The organism is Streptomyces sp. NPDC104381, from assembly GCF_055583745.1.
In genome coordinates this window covers 162,128-179,110 of the sequence record NZ_JBVJNK010000008.1, presented here as the reverse complement: position 1 = coordinate 179,110, position 16,983 = coordinate 162,128, and the positions used below count along the sequence as shown (strand labels likewise).

The 16,983-nt window shown below is 70.8% G+C and carries 14 protein-coding genes and 1 pseudogene; 12 read left to right on the top strand and 3 right to left on the bottom strand.

The features are described from left to right. Window positions 1-33 precede the first annotated feature (33 nt). From ruvC to ACZ607_RS27420, 8 genes are all read left to right on the top strand, one after another. Window positions 34-567: a crossover junction endodeoxyribonuclease RuvC gene (gene ruvC, locus ACZ607_RS27455; protein ID WP_099176838.1), complete on the top strand. Its 534-nt coding sequence runs from the start codon at window positions 34-36 to the stop codon at window positions 565-567. Next, window positions 564-1,190, top strand: coding sequence for a Holliday junction branch migration protein RuvA (gene ruvA, locus ACZ607_RS27450; RefSeq protein WP_469738797.1), 627 nt, complete (start codon window positions 564-566; stop codon window positions 1,188-1,190). The genes ruvC and ruvA overlap by 4 nt, the downstream gene beginning before the upstream one ends. Window positions 1,191-1,272: 82 nt before the next feature. Next, the gene (gene ruvB, locus ACZ607_RS27445) at window positions 1,273-2,358 is read left to right on the top strand and encodes a Holliday junction branch migration DNA helicase RuvB (protein ID WP_469738795.1); all 1,086 of its coding nucleotides are present in this window, start codon (window positions 1,273-1,275) and stop codon (window positions 2,356-2,358) included. A gap of 168 nt (window positions 2,359-2,526) precedes the next feature. Further along, window positions 2,527-3,015, top strand: coding sequence for a preprotein translocase subunit YajC (gene yajC, locus ACZ607_RS27440; protein ID WP_469738793.1), 489 nt, complete (start codon window positions 2,527-2,529; stop codon window positions 3,013-3,015). Between the two features lie 147 nt (window positions 3,016-3,162). After that, window positions 3,163-4,908 carry a protein translocase subunit SecD gene (secD, locus tag ACZ607_RS27435; RefSeq protein ID WP_469738791.1) on the top strand — a complete coding sequence of 582 codons (1,746 nt, stop codon included), beginning with the start codon at window positions 3,163-3,165 and terminating at the stop codon, window positions 4,906-4,908. A 1-nt stretch (window position 4,909) separates the two neighbouring features. Then, a complete protein-coding gene (gene secF, locus ACZ607_RS27430) occupies window positions 4,910-6,016 on the top strand; it encodes a protein translocase subunit SecF (RefSeq protein ID WP_469738790.1) in 1,107 nt (368 codons plus the stop codon). Further along, window positions 6,013-6,570 (top strand): adenine phosphoribosyltransferase, encoded by a 558-nt coding sequence (locus ACZ607_RS27425; protein ID WP_469738789.1) that lies wholly within the window; start codon window positions 6,013-6,015, stop codon window positions 6,568-6,570. Before secF ends, ACZ607_RS27425 begins: the two co-directional genes overlap by 4 nt. 168 nt (window positions 6,571-6,738) lie before the next feature. After that, window positions 6,739-9,471: a RelA/SpoT family protein gene (locus ACZ607_RS27420; protein ID WP_469738788.1), complete on the top strand. Its 2,733-nt coding sequence runs from the start codon at window positions 6,739-6,741 to the stop codon at window positions 9,469-9,471. 54 nt (window positions 9,472-9,525) lie between these two features. Here the strand turns inward: ACZ607_RS27420 and ACZ607_RS27415 are convergent. From ACZ607_RS27415 to ACZ607_RS27405, 3 genes and pseudogenes are all read right to left on the bottom strand, one after another. After that, a pseudogene (locus ACZ607_RS27415) lies at window positions 9,526-10,132 on the bottom strand (ALF repeat-containing protein). A gap of 211 nt (window positions 10,133-10,343) precedes the next feature. After that, a complete protein-coding gene (locus ACZ607_RS27410; protein WP_469738787.1) occupies window positions 10,344-11,573 on the bottom strand; it encodes a DUF349 domain-containing protein in 1,230 nt (409 codons plus the stop codon). A 189-nt stretch (window positions 11,574-11,762) separates the two neighbouring features. Further along, window positions 11,763-12,557, bottom strand: a complete 795-nt coding sequence (locus ACZ607_RS27405; RefSeq protein ID WP_469738786.1) for a peptidylprolyl isomerase — start codon at window positions 12,555-12,557, stop codon at window positions 11,763-11,765. A gap of 148 nt (window positions 12,558-12,705) precedes the next feature. On the opposite strand from ACZ607_RS27405, the gene ACZ607_RS27400 reads away from it, so the two are divergent. From ACZ607_RS27400 to ACZ607_RS27385, 4 genes are all read left to right on the top strand, one after another. Next, window positions 12,706-13,392 (top strand): MBL fold metallo-hydrolase, encoded by a 687-nt coding sequence (locus ACZ607_RS27400; RefSeq protein WP_469738784.1) that lies wholly within the window; start codon window positions 12,706-12,708, stop codon window positions 13,390-13,392. Between the two features lie 15 nt (window positions 13,393-13,407). After that, window positions 13,408-14,670, top strand: a complete 1,263-nt coding sequence (gene hisS / locus ACZ607_RS27395) for a histidine--tRNA ligase (RefSeq protein ID WP_469738782.1) — start codon at window positions 13,408-13,410, stop codon at window positions 14,668-14,670. A 261-nt stretch (window positions 14,671-14,931) separates the two neighbouring features. Next, complete coding sequence (locus ACZ607_RS27390) at window positions 14,932-15,567, top strand: vitamin K epoxide reductase family protein (protein WP_469738780.1); 636 nt, start codon at window positions 14,932-14,934, stop codon at window positions 15,565-15,567. 42 nt (window positions 15,568-15,609) lie between these two features. Further along, entirely contained in the window at window positions 15,610-16,983 is a 1,374-nt protein-coding gene (locus ACZ607_RS27385) for a replication-associated recombination protein A (RefSeq protein WP_469738778.1), read from the top strand.

The window sequence follows — 16,983 nt, the reverse complement described above, 5'->3', positions numbered from 1 at the left end:
ACAGATGACCGAGCGGCGGAGGGGGCCCGTGACATGCGGGTGTTGGGCGTGGACCCGGGGCTGACCCGGTGCGGCGTGGGAGTCGTCGAGGGAGTGGCCGGCCGGCCGCTCACCATGGTCGGCGTCGGCGTCGTGCGGACCCCGCCCGACGCGGAGCTCGGCCACCGGCTCGTCGCCATCGAGCAGGGCATCGAGCGCTGGCTCGACGAGCACCGGCCCGAATACGTCGCCGTGGAGCGGGTGTTCAGCCAGCACAACGTGCGCACGGTGATGGGCACCGCCCAGGCCAGCGCCGTCGCCATGCTCTGTGCCTCCCGCCGCGGCATCCCGGTCGCCCTGCACACCCCCAGCGAGGTCAAGGCCGCCGTCACCGGATCGGGGCGCGCCGACAAGGCCCAGGTCGGGGCGATGGTGACCCGGTTGCTGCGGCTCGACGCACCGCCGAAACCCGCCGACGCCGCCGACGCTCTGGCCCTCGCCATCTGCCACATCTGGCGCGCACCCGCGCAGAACCGACTGCAACAGGCCGTCGCCGCCCACCGCACGCTGAAAGGCCGTACCGCATGATCGCCTTCGTCTCCGGCCCGGTGGCCGCCCTCGCCCCGACCACGGCGGTGATCGAGGTCGGCGGCATCGGCATGGCCCTCCAGTGCACCCCCGACACCCTCGCCGGCCTGCGGATCGGCAAGGAGGCCAGACTGGCGACCTCGCTGGTCGTCCGGGAGGACTCCCTCACCCTCTACGGCTTCGCGGACGACGACGAACGCCAGGTCTTCGAGCTGCTCCAGACCGCCAGCGGTGTGGGCCCCCGGCTCGCCCAGGCCATGCTCGCCACCCACAGCCCGGACGCCCTGCGCATCGCCGTCGCCACCGGTGACGAGAAGGCGCTCACCGCCGTGTCCGGCATCGGCAAGAAGGGTGCCCAGAAGCTCCTCCTCGAACTGAAGGACCGGCTCGGCGAACCGGTCGGCGCGCACAGCGGGCAGCAGGGCATCGGCACCGCCGTCAGCAGTTCCTGGCGCGACCAGCTGCAGGCCGCCCTGATCGGCCTCGGCTACGCCACCCGCGAGGCCGACGAGGCCGTGACCGCCGTGGCCCCGCAGGCCGAGGCCGCGCTCGCCGAGGGCGGGCAGGCACCCGTGCCGCAGCTGCTGCGGGCGGCCCTGCAGACACTCAACCGCGCACGCTGACCGCAGGGGCGCCGCGCGCCCCGTACGCCGGCCGGGACACCGCACGGAACGGCACCGAAACACCCTAGGCGGGACTGACGAGATGAACTGGCACGAGACCGGAGCCGACACCGGCGACCTCACGGACGAGCAGCTGGACGACCGCCTGGTGGACGCCGGGGCCGACGGCGAGGACACCGCGGTCGAGGCCGCCCTGCGCCCGAAGGACCTCCACGAGTTCGTCGGCCAGGAGAAGGTGCGCGAGCAGCTCGACCTGGTCCTCAAGGCCGCCCGCGCCCGGGGAGCCACCGCCGACCACGTCCTGCTCTCCGGCGCTCCCGGCCTGGGCAAGACCACCCTCTCCATGATCATCGCGGCCGAGATGGGCGCACCGATCCGGATCACCTCCGGCCCCGCCATCCAGCACGCCGGCGACCTCGCGGCGATCCTGTCCTCGCTCCAGGAGGGCGAGGTCCTCTTCCTCGACGAGATCCACCGCATGTCGCGGCCGGCCGAGGAGATGCTCTACATGGCGATGGAGGACTTCCGGGTCGACGTCATCGTCGGCAAGGGCCCGGGCGCCACCGCCATCCCGCTGGAACTGCCCCCGTTCACCCTGGTCGGCGCCACCACCAGGGCGGGACTGCTGCCGCCCCCGCTCCGCGACCGCTTCGGCTTCACCGGCCACATGGAGTTCTACGCCCCCACCGAGCTGGAGCGGGTCATCCACCGCTCCGCCGGCCTGCTCGACGTGGCCATAGACACGGCGGGCGCCGCCGAGATCGCCGGGCGCTCCCGGGGCACGCCCCGTATCGCCAACCGGCTGCTGCGCCGTGTCAGGGACTACGCCCAGGTCAAGGCCGAGGGCCGTATCGACCGGGACATCGCCGCCGCGGCCCTGCGGGTGTACGAGGTCGACGCCCGGGGGCTCGACCGGCTGGACCGCGCGGTCCTCGGCGCCCTGCTGAAGCTCTTCGGCGGAGGGCCCGTGGGGATCTCCACCCTCGCGGTCGCCGTGGGGGAGGAGCGCGAGACGGTCGAGGAGGTCGCCGAGCCCTTCCTCGTACGGGAAGGGCTGCTCGCCAGGACCCCGCGGGGGAGGGTCGCCACCCCCGCGGCGTGGGCACACCTCGGGCTCGCGCCCCCGCAGCACGGCGCAAAGGGACAACAGGGCCTGTTCGGGGCGTGATAAAGGACGGGTTGGCCAGCAGGGGAACCGGGGTGCCATGCTGGACGTTGTTCCAATGATGCGGACTCGCTTAGACTCCGCCGATGCCGCCCGTACAGGTCGGTGTACCCACCCCCGTAGACCAGGCCGCGTGAATCCAGCGTGGTCGTGCGAAGGAAGTTCCGTCCCGTGAGTCTCGTGACCCTCCTCCCCTTCATCGTGCTCATCGGGGCCATGTTCCTGATGACCCGGTCCGCCAAGAAGAAGCAGCAGGCGGCTGCGCAGATGCGCAACGACATGCAGCCCGGTACCGGCGTCCGGACGATCGGGGGCATGTACGCCACCGTCAAGGAGATCCAGGACGACACGGTTCTCCTCGAGGTCGCGCCCGGCGTCCACGCCGTCTACGCGAAGAACGCCATCGGCGCCGTCCTCGACGACGCGGAGTACAACCGCATCGTCCACGGCGACGACGACGAGCTGGACGCGGACGGCACCGTCGTGCCCGACGACGCCTCCTCGCTCACCGCCGGTGAGTCCGCGGAAGCCGACGCGGCCGACGACGTCGCGAAGATCGACCTGGGCAAGAAGGCCGAGGACGACGCACCCGCGGAGGCCGAGGTCAAGGCCTCCGAGGTCAAGGACGCCAAGGCCGACGGCGAGGGCGACGCGAAGTAGTTCCACGACCTGGAGACGCCGGACACCCACGGGTGTCCGGCGTCTCACGGGCCGTGCGGTCTTCTGCGGGGGCGGGTCCCCACAACACTTCGTGGCCGCTCGGGCGCGTACCCGGCGCGGGGCGGTTGGACAGGGAGAAACGAAAAGGTGGCAGCACCGAAGAAAGGCCGGGGTTCATCCGGTGGACAGGGCAGGCCGGGCCGTGCCCTGGCGCTGATCCTGATCGCCATGGTCGCCCTGACCGGCGGGATGTTCCTGTCCGGTCACACCACGCCCCGGCTCGGTATCGACCTGGCCGGCGGCACATCGATCACGCTCAAGGCGAAGAGCCAGCCCGGCAAGCCTGACGCGATCAACGAGACCAACATGAACACCGCGGTCAGCATCATCGAACGCCGTGTCAATGGTCTGGGTGTCTCCGAGGCCGAGGTTCAGACCCAGGGCGCATCGAACATCATCGTCAACATCCCCAAGGGGACGAATTCGAAGCAGGCCCGGGAGCAGGTCGGTACGACCGCCCAGCTCTACTTCCGGCCCGTGCTCACGGTCGCCGGCGGCCAGCCGACCCCCGAAGGCTCCGCCAGCCCCTCCGGGAAGCCGAGCGCCACGCCCAGTGCGAAGGCGAGCGACCCGGAGACGGCCTCGGATTCGAAGACGACGCCCTCGGCGAGCGCCACCACGCAGGGCCGCGCCGTCACCGACGCCCTGAAGCAGGACGCGACGCCGACGCCGTCCGCCTCCAAGGGAGCGGACTCCTCGGACGCCCCCGCGGCGACCGAGACGCCCGACCCCGCCACCGCGGCGCTCGAGAAGAAGTTCACGGAGCTGGACTGCACCGACAAGAAGGCCCGTGCCGCCGCCGGTGACGGCGTCAAGCCCACGGACCCCACGGTCGCGTGCAGCTCCGAGGGCGACGCCAAGTACCTCCTCGGCCCGGCCGAGGTCTCCGGCACCGACGTCGACGACGCCAAGGCCCAGTTCGACCAGCAGCGCGGCATCTGGCTCGTCTCCATGGAGTTCACCGACAAGGGCTCCAAGAAGTTCCAGACGATCACCAAGAAGCTGTCGGCGCAGCAGTCCCCGCAGAACCAGTTCGCGATCTCCCTCGACGGTGAGGTCGTCTCCGCCCCCCAGGTGAACCAGACGCTCAGCGGAAGCGCCGAGATCTCCGGCAGCTTCAACCAGCAGTCGGCGGAGGACCTGGCCAACGTCCTCTCCTACGGCGCCCTGCCGCTGTCCTTCAGCGAGGACACCGTCACCACCGTCACCGCCGCACTCGGTGGCGAGCAGCTGGAGGCCGGCCTCATCGCCGGTGCCATCGGACTGGCCCTGGTCGTCATCTACCTGGTGGCCTACTACCGGGGCCTGGCGTTCATCGCGCTCCTGAGCCTCCTGGCCTCGGGCGTCCTGACCTACACGATCATGGCGCTCCTCGGCCCGGCCATCGGCTTCGCGCTGAACCTCCCGGCCGTCTGCGGTGCCATCGTGGCGATCGGTATCACGGCCGACTCGTTCATCGTGTACTTCGAACGCATCCGGGACGAGATCCGCGAGGGCCGTACGCTCCGCCCGGCCGTCGAGCGTGCCTGGCCCCGGGCCCGGCGCACCATCCTCGTGTCCGACTTCGTGTCCTTCCTCGCCGCGGCCGTGCTCTTCCTCGTCACCGTCGGCAAGGTGCAGGGCTTCGCGTTCACGCTCGGTCTCACGACCCTGCTCGACGTCGTCGTGGTGTTCCTCTTCACCAAGCCCGTCATGACGCTGATGGCCCGTACGAAGTTCTTCGCCAGCGGCCACCCGTGGTCCGGCCTGGACCCGAAGCGGCTCGGCGCCAAGCCGCCGCTGCGCCGCTCGCGCCGCGTCAACGCCCGTACCGACCACCCGAAGGAGGCGTGAGATGTCGCGACTCGGCAATCTCGGCGCCCGGCTCTACCGTGGCGAGGTCGGTTACGACTTCATCGGCAAGCGCAAGATCTGGTACGGCGTCTCGATCCTGATCACCATCACGGCCATCCTCGGCCTGGCGGTCAGCGGCCTGAACATGGGCATCGAGTTCAAGGGCGGCGCCGTCTTCACGACCGACACCAAGGCCAAGGTGTCCGTCACCCAGGCCCATGAGGACGCGGTCGCGGCCTCCGGTCACGAGGCGATCGTCCAGGAGCTCGGCAACGGCGGACTCCGGATCCAGATCACCGAGGTCGACACCGCGAAGGCCGACCAGATCAAGGCCCAGCTCTCCGAGGACCTCGGCATCCCCGAGGCGGAGATCAACGCGGACCTCGTCGGCCCCAGCTGGGGCGAGCAGATCGCCAACAAGGCCTGGGCCGGTCTCGGCATCTTCATGGTCCTCGTGGTGGTCTACCTGGCCATCGCCTTCGAGTGGCGGATGGCCGTCGCCGCGCTCGTCGCGCTGATCCACGACATCACCATCACCGTCGGTGTCTACGCCCTCGTCGGCTTCGAGGTCACCCCCGGCACCGTGATCGGTCTGCTGACCATCCTGGGTTACTCCCTCTACGACACGGTCGTCGTCTTCGACAGCCTCAAGGAGGGCACGAACGGGATCACCAAGCAGACCCGCTGGACCTACAGCGAGATCGCCAACCGCTCCATCAACGGCACGCTGGTGCGCTCCATCAACACCACCGTCGTCGCTCTGCTGCCGGTCGCCGGTCTGCTGTTCATCGGTGGCGGCGTCCTCGGCGCCGGCATGCTGAACGACATCTCGCTGTCGCTCTTCGTCGGCCTCGCCGCCGGTGCGTACTCCTCGATCTTCATCGCCACCCCGCTGGTCGCCGACCTCAAGGAGCGCGAGCCGCAGATAAAGGCACTGAAGAAGCGGATCCTCGCCAAGCGCGCCGCCGCGGCGGCCAAGGGCGAGTCCGTCGAGGACGAGCGCGCCCCGGAGCCGGAGGGCCAGGACGAGGACGACGCCCGGACCGCCGTCGTCGGCCAGCGCCGGCAGCCCGGGGGCCACGGCCGGAGCCCGAGGAACCGTCGATGACCAGCACGAGCGTCACCGACGCCACCCGGGAGCTCCTGCTCAGCCGGATCCGTGACGTCCCGGACTACCCGAAGCCCGGAGTGCTGTTCAAGGACATCACCCCGCTGCTCGCCGACCCGGTCGCGTTCACCGCGCTGACCGACTTCTTCGTCGAGCTGTGCGTACGGCACGGGGCCACCAAGATCGTCGGCCTCGAGGCGCGTGGCTTCATCCTGGCCGCGCCCGTCGCGGTCCGGTCCGGGATCGGGTTCGTACCCGTGCGCAAGGCCGGGAAGCTGCCCGGTGCGACGCTGGGGCAGTCGTACGAGCTGGAGTACGGCACGGCGGAGATCGAGATCCACGCCGAGGACCTGTCCGCCGACGACCGCGTGATGGTCATCGACGACGTCCTGGCCACCGGCGGCACCGCCGAGGCCTCGCTGGAGCTCATCCGGCGGGCCGGGGCCCAGGTCGCGGGGGTGTCGGTGCTCATGGAGCTCGGCTTCCTCGCCGGCCGCGCGCGGCTGGGGACGGGGCTGCGGGACGCCCCGCTGGAGGCGCTCATCACGCTCTGACCTGCACCGCGCCGCCACGGCGCGCGTAGGGACGTACAGGACGGGTATCCGGGAACATCCGGGTACCCGTCCCGCGTTGTGAGGGGTTCCACAGTCCCCGGGCGAGGACCCGCCCGGAGGTCGATACCATGGGCTTTCCGGTAGCCCGGATCCGCACGAGGAGCGCTCTTGCCAGACGAGGCCCAGCCAGTCGCCGCCCCGCAGCCCGAAAGGCCCGCGGCGGCCTCCGCCACGCCCGGGAAGGCGCGGCCCGACGGAGCGGGCACGCCCGGACCCGCGGGCGGGGACACGCAGGGCCCGGCCGAGGCACCGGCCCACGGGACGCCCGCCGCACCGGCGAAGCCTGCCCCGCCCCCGGGGACGAAGGCCGCGCCGCCCGGCGCCAAGGCGGCACCGTCCTCCGGAACCAAGCCCACGCCCCCGGCGACCCCCTCCGGATCCCCCGCGTCCACGCCCCCGGCGCCGGCCGCCTCCGGTTCGCCCGCGCCCGCGCCCACGCCTCCGGCGCCGGCTGCCGCGAAGCCTCCGGCACCGGCGCCCGCCGCCAAGCCCCCGGCCCGGCCCGCCGCCACCCCGCCGCCCCCGGCCACCCGCTCCGGCGGCTCCTCCAACCGGGTCAGGGCCCGCCTCGCCCGACTGGGCGTACAGCGCTCCAGTCCGTACAACCCGGTCCTGGAACCCCTCCTGCGCACGGTCCGCGGCAACGACCCGAAGATCGAGTCGGCCACGCTGCGCCAGATCGAGAAGGCCTACCAGGTAGCCGAGCGCTGGCACCGCGGCCAGAAGCGCAAGAGCGGCGATCCCTACATCACCCATCCGCTCGCCGTCACCACGATCCTCGCCGAGCTCGGCATGGACCCGGCGACGCTGATGGCCGGGCTGCTGCACGACACCGTCGAGGACACCGAGTACGGCCTGGACACCCTCCGCAAGGACTTCGGGGACCAGGTCGCGCTGCTCGTCGACGGCGTCACCAAGCTGGACAAGGTCAAGTTCGGCGAGGCCGCCCAGGCCGAGACCGTGCGCAAGATGGTCGTCGCCATGGCCAAGGACCCCCGGGTCCTGGTCATCAAGCTCGCCGACCGGCTGCACAACATGCGCACCATGCGCTATCTCAAGCGGGAGAAGCAGGAGAAGAAGGCCCGCGAGACCCTCGAGATCTACGCGCCGCTGGCCCACCGCCTCGGCATGAACACCATCAAGTGGGAGCTGGAGGACCTCGCCTTCGCGATCCTCTACCCCAAGATGTACGACGAGATCGTCCGTCTCGTCGCCGAGCGGGCGCCCAAGCGCGACGAGTACCTCGCCATAGTGACCGACGAGGTCCAGGCCGACCTGCGTGCCGCCCGCATCAAGGCCACCGTCACCGGCCGGCCGAAGCACTACTACAGCGTGTACCAGAAGATGATCGTGCGGGGCCGCGACTTCGCCGAGATCTACGACCTGGTGGGCATCCGGGTCCTGGTCGACACGGTCCGCGACTGCTACGCGGCGCTCGGCACCGTCCACGCCCGGTGGAATCCGGTGCCCGGGCGGTTCAAGGACTACATCGCGATGCCCAAGTTCAACATGTACCAGTCGCTGCACACCACGGTGATCGGTCCCAGCGGCAAGCCGGTCGAACTCCAGATCCGCACGTTCGACATGCACCGCCGCGCGGAGTACGGCATCGCCGCGCACTGGAAGTACAAGCAGGAGGCCGTCGCGGGCGCCTCCAAGGTCCGCACCGACATCCCGAAGAACACGGGCGGCGGGCGCGGCCAGGACACCGTCAACGACATGGCGTGGCTGCGCCAGCTCCTGGACTGGCAGAAGGAGACCGAGGACCCCAGCGAGTTCCTGGAGTCCCTGCGCTTCGACCTGTCCCGCAACGAGGTCTTCGTCTTCACGCCGAAGGGCGACGTGATAGCGCTGCCGGCCGGTGCGACGCCGGTGGACTTCGCGTACGCCGTCCACACGGAGGTCGGCCACCGGACCATAGGGGCACGGGTCAACGGGCGGCTCGTACCGCTGGAGTCGACGCTCGACAACGGCGACCTGGTGGAGGTCTTCACCTCCAAGGCGGCCGGCGCCGGGCCCTCCCGTGACTGGCTCCAGTTCGTCAAGTCGCCCCGGGCGCGCAACAAGATCCGCGCCTGGTTCTCCAAGGAGCGGCGCGACGAGGCCATCGAGCAGGGCAAGGACGCCATCGCGCGGGCGATGCGCAAGCAGAACCTGCCGATCCAGCGGATCCTGACCGGCGACTCCCTGGTCACCCTCGCCCACGAGATGCGCTACCCCGACATCTCCTCGCTGTACGCGGCGATCGGCGAGGGCCACGTCGCGGCGGCCGGCGTCGTCCAGAAGCTCGTCCAGGCGCTCGGCGGCGAGGACGCGGCCAACGAGGACCTGGCGGAGAGCTCACCGCCCTCGCACGGCCGCAGCAAGCGCCGGGCCAAGGCGGATCCGGGCGTGGTCGTCAAGGGCGTCGAGGACGTCTGGGTCAAGCTGGCCCGCTGTTGTACGCCCGTTCCCGGCGACCCGATCATCGGATTCGTCACCCGGGGCAGCGGGGTCTCCGTGCACCGCGCGGACTGCGTCAACGTCGACTCGCTCTCGCAGCAGCCCGAGCGGATCCTCGACGTCGAGTGGGCGCCCACCCAGTCCTCGGTCTTCCTCGTCGCCATCCAGGTCGAGGCGCTGGACCGCTCCCGGCTGCTCTCGGACGTCACCCGTGTCCTGTCGGACCAGCACGTGAACATCCTGTCGGCGGCGGTGCAGACCTCGCGGGACCGGGTGGCCACCTCGCGCTTCACCTTCGAGATGGGCGACCCCAAGCACCTGGGACACGTCCTGAAGGCCGTACGCGGCGTGGAGGGCGTCTACGACGTCTACCGGGTCACCTCGGCGCGCCGCCCGTAGGAACGCTGCCGGAGCCCGTCCCGCAGGGGCGGGCTCCGGCGTCCTCGCGCCTCGTTACGCGTCGACCTCGTACTGGCCGTACTCCAGGAAGTACCGGATCTCCTCCGGCGTCCCGTCGATGACGTCCTCGACAGCGGCACGCAGCGCGTCGCTGATGCCGGGGCGGGCGAGGATGCGGAAGAGGGCGACCCGGTCGTCCTCGGCCTGCGCGAGGCGGTAGCCGGTCTCCAGCCACTGCCGGATCTCCTGCGGGGTGCCGGTGTCGAGCAGCGCGTTGATCTCCTTGGTGACGCGTTTGCCGGAGTCGGGGTCGGCGAGGATGCGGAACAGGGCGACCTGGTCGTCCTCGGCCTGGGCGAGCGGGTAGCCGGTCTCCCAGCCACTCGCGCATCTCGTCCGCGGTGCCCTGGTCCAGGAGCTCGTTGGCCTCCCGGATCACTCTCTTCCCGCTGTCCTCGTCCGCCAGGATGCGCAGGATCGCAATGCGAAGGTCGTCTTCGGACGGCTCGTCCAACGACGTGCCCGCCCCGTCGGAGCCCGGTGTCACCGACACCCCACTGCTCGCCGTCACAGGTCCGGCGGCGAACGCCGGGCCCGCCAGAAGGAGAGCCGGGGCGAGGGCGGTGGCCGCGACGGTCAGGGCGGCACGGGTGAGTCTCATCTGTGGACCTGCCTCAAGGAGTTGATGATCCGGGCGGAGCGACCGGCGGCACGTCTCCCGCCGGCACCGGAGATCATCGCTCCCCGGCCCGCCCGGGGTCACTGCACTGTTCCGGCAGTCGTCCCGGCCCCTTGGCTGCCGCCCACCACGCGGAAGGGCCCCCGTACGCGGTCGCGTACGAGGGCCCCTCGGCGGATCGGGACGGCCGGCCTCAGCCGCCGAACTCCTCCAGGCCCTTCAGCGCCTGGTCCAGCAGCGCCTGGCGGCCTTCGAGCTCGCGCGAGAGCTTGTCGGCCCTGGCGTTGTTGCCCGACGCGCGTGCCGTGTCGATCTGCGTACGCAGCTTGTCGACGGCGGCCTGGAGCTGACCGGTCAGACCCGCGGCGCGTGCCCGCGCCTCCGGGTTCGTCCGGCGCCACTCCGACTCCTCGGCCTCCTGGAGCGCACGCTCCACGGCCTGCACCCGGCCCTCGACCTTCGGGCGGGCGTCACGCGGGACATGGCCGATGGCCTCCCAGCGCTCGTTGATCGACCTGAACGCGGCCCTGGCCGCCTTCAGGTCCGTCACCGGCACCAGCTTCTCGGCCTCGGCGGCGAGCTCCTCCTTGAGCTTGAGGTTCTCGCCCTGCTCCGCGTCCCGCTCGGCGAAGACACCGCTACGGGCGGCGAAGAAGACGTCCTGGGCCCCCCGGAAGCGGTTCCACAGCTCGTCCTCGGCCTCGCGCTGGGCGCGGCCCGCGGCCTTCCACTCGGTCATCAGGTCGCGGTAACGCGCGGCCGTCGCACCCCAGTCGGTCGAGCCGGAGAGCGACTCGGCCTCGGCCACCAGCCTCTCCTTGACCTTGCGGGCCTCCTCGCGCTGGGCGTCCAGCGCCGCGAAGTGGGCCTTGCGCCGCTTGGAGAAGGCGGAACGGGCGTGCGAGAAGCGGTGCCACAGCTCGTCGTCGGACTTGCGGTCCAGACGGGGCAGCCCCTTCCAGGTGTCGACGAGCGCCCTCAGCCGCTCGCCCGCCGACCGCCACTGCTCGCTCTGCGCCAGCTCCTCGGCCTCGACGACGAGAGCCTCCTTGGCCTGGCGGGCCTCGTCGGTCTGCTTCGCCTTCTGGGCCTTGCGCTCCTCACGGCGGGAGTCGACCGTCGCGACGAGCGTGTCCAGCCGCTTGCCGAGCGCGGCGAGGTCGCCGACGGCGTGGTGTTCGTCGACCTGCTGACGCAGGTGCTCGATCGCCGCCGTGGCGTCCTTCGCCGAGAGGTCGGTGGTCTTCACCCGCCGCTCGAGCAGACCGATCTCGACCACCAGGCCCTCGTACTTGCGCTCGAAATAGGCCAGAGCCTCCTCAGGGGAACCGGCCTGCCACGATCCGACGACCTGCTCGCCCTCGGCTGTACGCACGTACACGGTGCCCGTCTCGTCGACACGGCCCCACGGGTCGCTGCTCACAGCGCCTCCTCCACCTGATGCATCGAGGGGGTTCGCCCCCCGTGCATCGTCCACAGTTTCCTGGGGCGGGCAGCGCCCGCCCTGCACAACGCCAATCTAGGCGACCGGCCACCCGGCTGTCCGCACTCAGCGCGGCTGAAATTCTCCGGTGCGGTCCAGGGACCCCGCGCCGGGTGGCCGTGCGTACGGTCAGGCCTTGTCGACCGTCGCCTTCTCGACCGTGACGGTCTTCTTCGGGGCACCATCGCCCGCCCCATCGGCGACGCCCGCCTCGGCGACCTTCTTGACGGTCTTCAGACCCGTGTCGTCCATGGTCCCGAACGGCGTGTAGCTGGGCGGCAGTTCGGTGTCCTTGTAGACCAGGAAGAACTGGCTGCCACCGGTGCCCGGCTGGCCGGTGTTCGCCATCGCGACGGTGCCCGCCGGGTACGTCACCGAACCGCTGGCGCCCGCCTTGCCCAGCGCCGTCAGATTCTCGTCCGGGATGGTGTAGCCCGGGCCGCCCGTGCCGTCGCCCTTCGGGTCACCGCACTGCAGGACGAAAATACCCTCGGTGGTCAGGCGGTGGCACTTCGTGTCGTCGAAGTACCCCTTGTCCGCGAGTGCCTTGAAGGAGTTCGTGGTGTGCGGGGTCTTCGACGCGTCCATCGCGATGCCGATGTCACCCTGGCTCGTCTTGAGCGACATCGTGTACGTGGCCTTCTTGTCGATCTCCATCGCGGGCTCGGGAGCCTTGCTCTCGCTCTCCGTGGGCGAGGGCGACGCCGACGGGTCGGCGCTCGCGGCCGCCTCCGTCGAGCTCTTCGCGTCGTCGCCGTCGAGCGAGACGTACGCGCCCACGCCGATGACGGCCACCACGGCCACCGACGACGCGATGATCACCGTGAGACGCCTGGTCCTCCGGCGCGCTTCCTCCCGGCGCTGCTGCTGCCGCTCGAACTTCTCCCGGGCGAGCTGCCGCCGCCGCTGATCGCTGCTGACCACCGGATGGTCTCCTTGTACGTCGTGTGATCGGTCCTGGAATGCCCGTACGGTATATGGGTTAGCTGTGGAATGAGGAGCGCCGGTAGTCTCTGAACGGCCGCATTCCTCCTCCGCGGCCCTCCTCGTCGGACGAACACTAAGGACGAACGTGCTCATTGCCGGGTTCCCCGCCGGGGCCTGGGGGACCAATTGCTATCTGGTCGCCCCCGCCGCCGGTGAGGAGTGCGTGATCATCGACCCGGGCCACCAGGCCGCCCAGGGTGTCGAGGACGCACTGAAGAAGCATCGGCTCAAGCCCGTCGCCGTCGTCCTCACCCATGGGCACATCGACCACGTCGCCTCGGTCGTCCCCGTGTGCGGCGCCCATGACGTCCCCGCCTGGATCCACCCGGAGGACCGCTACATGATGAGCGATCCCGAGAAGGCGCTGGGACGCTCCATCGGGATGCCGCTGATGGGCGAGCTGACCGTGGGCGAGCCGGACGACGTCGAGGAACTCACCGACGGAGCCCTGCTGAAGCTGGCGGGCCTGGAGTTCGGTGTCGCGCACGCGCCCGGCCATACCAAGGGGTCGGTGACGTTCCGGATGCCCGAGGCCGCGGATGTGCCGCAGATCCTCTTCTCGGGCGACCTGCTCTTCGCCGGCTCCGTCGGACGCACCGACCTGCCCGGCGGCGACCACGCCGAGCTGCTCGAGTCGCTGGCCCGCGTGTGCCTGCCGCTCGACGACTCGACCGTGGTGCTGTCCGGCCACGGCCCCCAGACGACCATCGGCCGCGAGCGCGCCTCCAACCCGTACATGAACGGTCCGGCCGCGCCCCGCCGAGGAATGTGACGAGAGAGAAACACCGTGAGCACCTTCCAGGCCCCCAAGGGCACGTACGACCTGATCCCGCCGGACTCCGCGAAGTACCTCGCGGTGCGGGCGGCGATCTCCGCACCCCTGAAGAACTCCGGCTACGGCTACATCGAGACGCCCGGCTTCGAGGACGTCGCCCTGTTCGCACGCGGCGTCGGTGAGTCCACCGACATCGTCTCCAAGGAGATGTACGCCTTCGAGACCAAGGGCGGCGACAAGCTCGCGCTGCGTCCCGAGGGCACCGCGTCCGTGCTGCGCGCCGCCCTGGAGGCCAACCTCCACAAGGCCGGCAACCTCCCCGTCAAGCTCTGGTACTCCGGCTCGTACTACCGGTACGAGCGCCCGCAGAAGGGCCGTTACCGGCACTTCTCGCAGGTCGGCGCCGAGGCCATCGGCACCGAGGACCCGGCGCTGGACGCCGAGCTGATCATCCTCGCCGACCAGGCGTACCGCTCGCTCGGGCTCCGAGAGTTCCGCATCCTGCTGAACTCCCTGGGCGACAAGGAGTGCCGCCCCGTCTACCGCGAGGCGCTCCAGACGTTCCTGCGCGACCTCGACCTCGACGAGGAGACCCGCCGCCGCATCGAGATCAACCCGCTCCGGGTCCTCGACGACAAGCGCCCCGACGTCCAGAAGCAGCTGACCGGCGCCCCGATGCTGCGCGACTTCCTCTGCGACGCCTGCAAGGCGTACCACGAGGAGGTCCGCGATCTGCTGACGGCGGCGGGCGTGGTCTACGAGGACGACGAGAAGCTGGTCCGCGGTCTCGACTACTACACCCGTACGACCTTCGAGTTCGTCCACGACGGCCTGGGCTCCCAGTCCGCGGTGGGCGGCGGCGGCCGGTACGACGGGCTGTCCGAGATGATCGGCGGCCCCGCGCTGCCGTCCGTCGGCTGGGCGCTCGGCGTGGACCGCACGGTGCTCGCCCTGGAGGCGGAGGGCATCGAGCTGGAGATCCCCGCGACGACCAGCGTGTACGCCGTACCGCTGGGCGAGGAGGCCCGGCGGGTGCTCTTCGGTCTGGTCACCGAGCTCCGCAAGGCCGGTGTCGCCACGGACTTCGCGTTCGGCGGCCGAGGCCTCAAGGGCGCGATGAAGAGCGCGAACCGGTCCGGCGCCCGCTTCACGATCGTCGCCGGTGAGCGCGATCTCGCCGAAGGCGCCGTCCAGCTCAAGGACATGGAGTCGGGCGACCAGGAAGCGGTCGCGCTCGACGCGCTCGTCGCCACGGTGAAGGCCAAGCTGGCCTGATCCACCCCGTTCCACCCGCTGTGCCCGCCCGGTCCCACCCGGGCGGGCACACGCGCGTCAACCCGGAGGAAGCCGTTTCACACCGCCGGGCGGTGGCGATCCGGGCCCTCCGCCGGCGGGCGCGCCCTTGTCCGCACTGTTCAGCCCGAGCTGAACGCCCCGAGCCGGGCACATCTTTATGTTCATCGAACGGATGGCCGTACCGCCTGTGCGGCACAATGGCCCGTGCCCAGCCGGCTACTCAGTGATGGAAACGGCGATATGACGATGGCAGCGGTAGACCACCCCTCATCCCGGCAGGACGAGGACAACGGCGTGAAGACCTACGGCGGGAGCCGCGCGCTCGCACTGCTGCTGGTGATCACCGGCGCGGCCGGGCTGCTCGCCGGCTGGGTGATCACGATCGACAAGTTCAAGCTGCTGGAGGACCCGAGCTTCACCCCGGGCTGCAGCCTGAACCCGGTGGTCGCGTGCGGCAACATCATGAAGAGCGAGCAGGCGTCCGCCTTCGGCTTCCCCAACCCGATGCTCGGCATCGCCACCTACTCGGTGGTCATCGGCATCGGCATGGCGCTCCTCGCCGGGGCGCGCTTCCGCGCCTGGTACTGGCTGGGGCTCAACGCCGGCACGCTGTTCGGCGTCGGCTTCTGCACCTGGCTCCAGTACCAGTCGCTGTACAACATCAACTCGCTCTGCCTCTGGTGCTGCCTGGCCTGGGTCGCCACGATCTTCATGTTCTGCTACGTCACCACGCACAACATCAAGCACGGCATCCTGCCCGCCCCCGCCTGGCTGCGGAACACCCTCAGCGAATTCCACTGGGTGCCGCCGGTCCTGTGGATCGGGATCATCGGCATGCTGATCCTGACCCGCTGGTGGGACTTCTGGACCAGCTGACTCCGGGAGGCCTTGTCAGTGGGGTGACATAGGCTTCTGGACGTGGAGCCCGACCTCTTTACCGCAGCAGCCGAAGACCGCCAGGAGAAGGACCCGTCCAGCAGCCCCCTCGCTGTCCGGATGCGTCCTCGTACGCTGGACGAGGTCGTCGGCCAGCAGCATCTGCTCAAGCAGGGCTCGCCGTTGCGCCGCCTCGTCGGCGAGGCCGGCGGAGGGCCCGCGGGTCCGTCGTCGGTGATCCTCTGGGGCCCGCCCGGCACCGGGAAGACGACTTTGGCGTACGTGGTCAGCAAGGCCACCAACAAGCGCTTCGTCGAGCTCTCCGCGATCACCGCGGGCGTCAAGGAGGTCCGGGCCGTCATCGAGGGCGCCCGCCGCGCCACCGGCGGCTTCGGCAAGGAGACCGTCCTCTTCCTCGACGAGATCCACCGCTTCTCCAAGGCCCAGCAGGACTCCCTGCTCCCCGCCGTCGAGAACCGCTGGGTCACGCTGATCGCGGCCACCACGGAGAATCCGTACTTCTCGATCATCTCCCCGCTGCTGTCGCGCTCCCTGCTCCTCACCCTGGAGCCGCTCACCGACGAGGACCTGCGCGCGCTCCTGCGCCGGTCCCTGACCGACGAGCGTGGCCTGGGCGGTGCGGTCACGCTGCCCGAGACGGCCGAATCGCACCTGCTGCGGATCGCCGGCGGCGACGCCAGGCGGGCGCTGACCGCGCTGGAGGCGGCCGCGGGAGCGGCCCTCGCCAAGCACGAGCCGGAGATCACGCTGGAGACGCTCGAGGAGACCGTCGACCGCGCCGCCGTGAAGTACGACCGCGACGGCGACCAGCACTACGACGTGGCGAGCGCCCTGATCAAGTCGATCCGCGGATCCGACGTGGACGCGGCCCTGCACTATCTGGCCCGGATGATCGAGGCGGGGGAGGACCCGCGCTTCATCGCCCGCCGGCTGATGATCTCCGCCAGCGAGGACATCGGGCTCGCCGACCCGACGGCGCTGCCCACGGCGGTGGCGGCCGCCCAGGCCGTCGCCATGATCGGTTTCCCGGAGGCGGCGCTCACCCTCAGCCACGCCACGATCGCGCTGGCGCTCGCCCCCAAGTCCAACGCGGCGACCCTGGCGATCTCCGCCGCGCAGGACGATGTGCGCCGGGGCCTCGCGGGCCCGGTCCCGGCCCATCTGCGCGACGGCCACTACAAGGGCGCCGCCAAGCTGGGCCACGCGCAGGGCTATGTCTACCCCCACGACGTGCCCGGCGGCATCGCCGCCCAGGAGTACGCCCCGGACGCCGTCCGCGGCAGGCGCTACTACGAACCCACGCGGTACGGCGCGGAGGCGCGCTACGCCGATGTGGCCGACCGGGTCCGTGAGCGGCTCGGCCGTGGGGAGCAGGGCGGCTCCGCGTCCTCGTGA